Annotated in this window: 5 protein-coding genes; all 5 read right to left on the reverse strand. The window is 69.6% G+C overall.

The window, feature by feature from the left end:
• Window positions 1-26: 26 nt before the first annotated feature.
• Window positions 27-836 carry a class E sortase gene (locus GA0115259_RS37905; RefSeq protein ID WP_093605140.1) on the reverse strand — a complete coding sequence of 270 codons (810 nt, stop codon included), beginning with the start codon at window positions 834-836 and terminating at the stop codon, window positions 27-29.
• Window positions 837-896: 60 nt separating this feature from the next.
• The gene (locus tag GA0115259_RS37910; protein WP_093605142.1) at window positions 897-2,489 is read right to left on the reverse strand and encodes a class E sortase; all 1,593 of its coding nucleotides are present in this window, start codon (window positions 2,487-2,489) and stop codon (window positions 897-899) included.
• Window positions 2,486-3,124 (reverse strand): aminodeoxychorismate/anthranilate synthase component II, encoded by a 639-nt coding sequence (locus GA0115259_RS37915; RefSeq protein ID WP_093605144.1) that lies wholly within the window; start codon window positions 3,122-3,124, stop codon window positions 2,486-2,488. Before GA0115259_RS37915 ends, GA0115259_RS37910 begins: the two co-directional genes overlap by 4 nt.
• Entirely contained in the window at window positions 3,121-3,294 is a 174-nt protein-coding gene (locus GA0115259_RS37920; protein WP_093605146.1) for a hypothetical protein, read from the reverse strand. The genes GA0115259_RS37915 and GA0115259_RS37920 overlap by 4 nt, the downstream gene beginning before the upstream one ends.
• A 240-nt stretch (window positions 3,295-3,534) precedes the next feature.
• On the reverse strand, window positions 3,535-4,275 hold a 741-nt coding region (locus GA0115259_RS37925), incomplete at its 5' end, for a DUF881 domain-containing protein (protein ID WP_370749398.1).

Genomic DNA, 4,275 nt, shown 5'->3' on the forward strand with positions numbered 1-4,275 from the left:
GCGGCCTACCGCGCCGCCTGGAGCGCCTAGGGCCTCAGCTCCGGCGGCGGCGTGCGGTTCTTGTCGACCTTGTCCGTACGGACCAGCTCGGCCCAGACGATATAGCGGTAGTCCGAGGTGTAGATCGGCGTGCAGGTCGTCAGCGTGAGATAGCGGCCCGGCTTGGTCTTCCCCGATTCCTTGGGGACGGAGCTGAGCACGTCCACGTTGTACTTGGAGGTCTTCGGAAGCTCCTTGTAGACCTTGTAGACGAACCACGTGTCACGCGTCTCGAAGACGATCGGATCACCGGTCTTGATCTTGTGGATGTTGTGGAACCTCGCGCCATGGCCGTCCCGGTGCGCGGCCAGCGTGAAGTTGCCCTTCTTGTCCCAGGGAAGCGCGGACTTGACCGGTTCGGTGTAGTAGCCGGCGACACCGTCGTTCAGCAGCGAGGTGCCCGTGCCCTTCTTGACCAGGATCTCGCCGCTGCCCATCGCCGGAACGTGCAGGAAGCCGATCCCGTCCGCGGAGTCGAACGTCCGGGGGCTGCCGCTCTTCGTGCCCTCCTGCGCCCAGTTGTGCCGTATGTCGTCGCCCTGCCGGGCGGCCTCGCGGTCGGCCAGGACATTCGTCCACCACAGCGAGTAGACGACGAAGAGGCCGAGGACGACACCGGCGGTGATGAGCAACTCGCCGCAGACGCTGACCACGGCCGCGAGAGGGCTACGGAACCGGCGGCGCGCAGCCGTGGCCGGAGCCGCGGGCTCTGGTTCCTGGCCCGGCCGCGGGCGCTGCTCCCGGTCCGACAGCGGCGGTCTTCCCGTCTGTTCCCCGTTCTCGGTACTCGCTGCCACCGCGCCCCGTCCCCGTCCCTGTCGCCGGTCCCTGCCGTGCTGTCCTGATCCCGATCGAGCTCAGCCGACGAGAGCGTCGGGCTTGCCCTTGCTGCGTGGCCGTTCCTCCACCATCTTGCCCCACACGATCATGCGGTAGGTACTGGTGAATTCGGGAGTACAGGTCGTCAGCGTGATGTAGCGGCCCGGTTCCGTGAACCCGGAACCGGGCGGCACCGGACCGATCACGCTCACATTCGACGGTGCGGTCTGCGGCAGGATGCTGGTCATGTCGTACGTGTAGTACGCGTCCCGCGTCTCGACGATGATCTCGTCGCCGGGCTGGAGCTGGTTGATATAGCGGAACGGTTCGCCGTGGGTGTTGCGGTGGCCCGCCACCGCGAAGTTGCCCTGCTTGTCGGAGGGCATCGCCGTCTTCAGGCTGCCCTCCGCGTAATGCCCGACCATGCCGTGGTCGAGGACCTTCGCCTTGCTGATGCCCTCGGCGATCGGGACCACGACATCCAGCTTGGGGATATGCATGATCGCGAAGCCCTGTCCCGGCTCGAAGGCCCCGGGCTGCCGGCCCTTGGCGAAGCTCTCCTGGATCTTGTTGGTCTCCTTGCCGGCATAGACATCGGCCCGGACGTTCGTCCACCAGAGCTGGTACGTGACGAACAGCAGCATCAGCACGCCGAAGGTGATGAACAGCTCACCGACCACACGGCTGGCGACGACGGCCAGACTGTCCTTGGCGGCGCGCGCGGCCCGGCGTGCCTCGACACGGGAGAGCGGCCGGGCGGGCGACGGCCCTTCGGAGCCCTGCTCGGCCCCCGACGCTGCCCCAGATCCGGCCGGCACGGGCTCGGAGCGTCTACGGCCCCGTCCGCCCTTCGCTGCGGCCTTACGGCGCTCCGCACGGCCGCCTGTACGAGGTACGGGTTCCACCGCCGGTTCCGCCGGCGCTTCCACCACCGGGATCACGGCCGTGGCGGCCTCATCCGCTCCGGGCCCCGGCACGACCGCGCGGCGCGTGTCCGTCGTACGGAGACCGACCGTCTCGTCGTCCAGCACCGCACCGGCACCGACGCCGGATATCGATGCGGAAGCCGACGCCGACGGAGACGGCACTGAAGGCGACGGGACAGACGCAGGGGCAGGAGACGGCGAAGGCAACGGCCCGGAGGCCGCCTGGCCGTCCGTGTAGTACGGAGGAGCGCCGGACCACTCGCCCTGCGGGCTCCGGGCCCCGGGCGGAGTCTCGGCCGCGTACTGGCGGTAGTAGTCGCCGGACCACTCCGACTCCGGGTCGGCGACGGCCGGTTCCTCGGCAGGCGACCACGGCGACTGCTGCGGCACCGGCGCCTGGCCCGCTGCCGACGCGGGCGCGCCGCCCTGCCCCGGTACGGCCACGGGTACACCCCCAGGCCCGGCTGCACTCCCCGGCCCAGGTACGCCGCCGTTCCCGGGCACCTGGCCCTGGACCTGGCCTCGCCGACGGCGCCCCCGCCCCGGTCCCGGGACCGGCCCCGGCCCGCGCTGTCCCGGAAGCGGATCGTTCAGCGGGTCCGCCAGCCCTTCCACCGCCGCCTCGAACGCGCCGGAGTCCTCGTACGCTCCCTGCTCGTACGAGCCTCCCTGACCGGCCTCGTGTTCGGGGCGGAGTGTGGTCACGCGAGCGCCTTGCCCACCACCGGCGCGAGGCCCGCCGACCGGTCCACCGCCTCAGGATCACCGCACCGCGCCAGCCAGTTGGCCAGCATCAGATGGCCGTGCTCGGTGAGGACGGACTCCGGATGGAACTGCACGCCCTCGACCGGCAGTTCACGGTGGCGTACGCCCATGATGATGCCGTCCGCCGTACGCGCCGTCACTTCCAGCTCGGCCGGCAGCTCCGACGGTTCCGCCGCGAGCGAGTGGTAGCGGGTCGCGGTGAACGGCGAAGGCAGCCCGGCGAACACGCCCTTGCCCTCGTGCGTGACGAGGGACGTCTTTCCGTGCAGCAGCTCGGGCGCCCTGTCCACGACACCGCCGTACGCCACGGCCATCGACTGCATCCCGAGGCAGACGCCGAAGACGGGCACTCCGGTCGCGGCGCAGTGGCGCACCATCTCGACGCAGATACCGGCCTGTTCGGGAGTGCCGGGGCCGGGCGAGAGCAGAACGCCGTCGAAGCCGTCCTGGGCGTGGGAGGTGGTCACCTCGTCGTTGCGCAGCACCTCGCACTCGGCGCCGAGCTGGTACAGGTACTGGACGAGGTTGAAGACGAAGCTGTCGTAGTTGTCGACGACGAGAATCCGCGCGCTCATCCGGCCGCCCCCGATCCGTCGACCGTCACATCGTTGAAGGGCAGCAGCGGCTCCGCCCAGGGGAAGACGTACTGGAACAGCACATAGACGACCGCCAGCGCCAAGACGAGCGAGATCGCCGCACGCAGCCACGCGTTGCCCGGCAGATGCCGCCAGATCCAGCCGTACATGCTGTCCCTTCCGTTCGGTGCCGCCCCGAGGCGGTACGGCACCAGACTAAAGGGCGGCAGGGACACATGGGCGGCGCATGGGGCAGGTGCACACAGGTTCGGGGTTGCTCTTGGTCACAGACGCCATACGCCCGCCCTGCCCGTCCCGCCGGACGGAACCGTCCATGAGCACCTCTGTGAGCACCGCCCATGAGCACCCGTGAGCGCCACCCGTGAGCGACCGTACGAGCGGCTGCTCGACTACTCGACCGGGTCCGCGTAGTGCAGATCCACCGTGCCCGTGTAGCCGGGCAGCGTCTCCTCGCCGTGCTCGTCGACCTTCCAGCCGAGGCCGTACGCCTTCACATAGAGCTGGTAGTTCTGGATCGCCGGCGAGTCGGTGAGCGCCTTGCGGAGCCTGTCCTGGTCACCGACAGCGGTGATCTTGTACGGCGGGGAGTAGACACGGCCCTGAAGGATCAGCGTATTGCCCACGCACCGCACCGCGCTGGTGGAGATCAGCCGCTGGTCCATCACACGGATGCCCTCCGCGCCGCCCTGCCACAGGGCATTGACGACGGCCTGGAGGTCCTGCTGATGGATGACGAGGTCATTGGGCTGGGGCTCGGGATAGCCGGGATTGGCGGTGGCGTTCGGCGGGGCGTCGTCGAGGGTGACGGTGAGGGCCCGGCCGGTGAGCTTCTTGGTGCCCGCAGCCGTCTCCAGCGCGCGCAGCCTGGCGTTCTCGGCCTCGGTGGCACCGTCGTCACGGCCGACGAGCACGTCGATCTCGCGCCGTACCGCCGCGGTGGTGTCACCCAGTTCGGCGTTCTTGCGGTCACGCTCGTGGATCAGGTCGGAGAGCTTCAACAGCGAGGCGTCCGTACGGATGTTGGTGCCCTTGGCCGTGTTGAAACTGGTGACGAAGATGAGCCCCGCGAGCGCGAAGACGGCAGCCGTGAGCAGCCGGACGGGCCGCCGTACCGGCGGGCGGGCCGGGCC

Source organism: Streptomyces sp. MnatMP-M17, assembly GCF_900091995.1.
Taxonomy (GTDB): domain Bacteria; phylum Actinomycetota; class Actinomycetes; order Streptomycetales; family Streptomycetaceae; genus Streptomyces.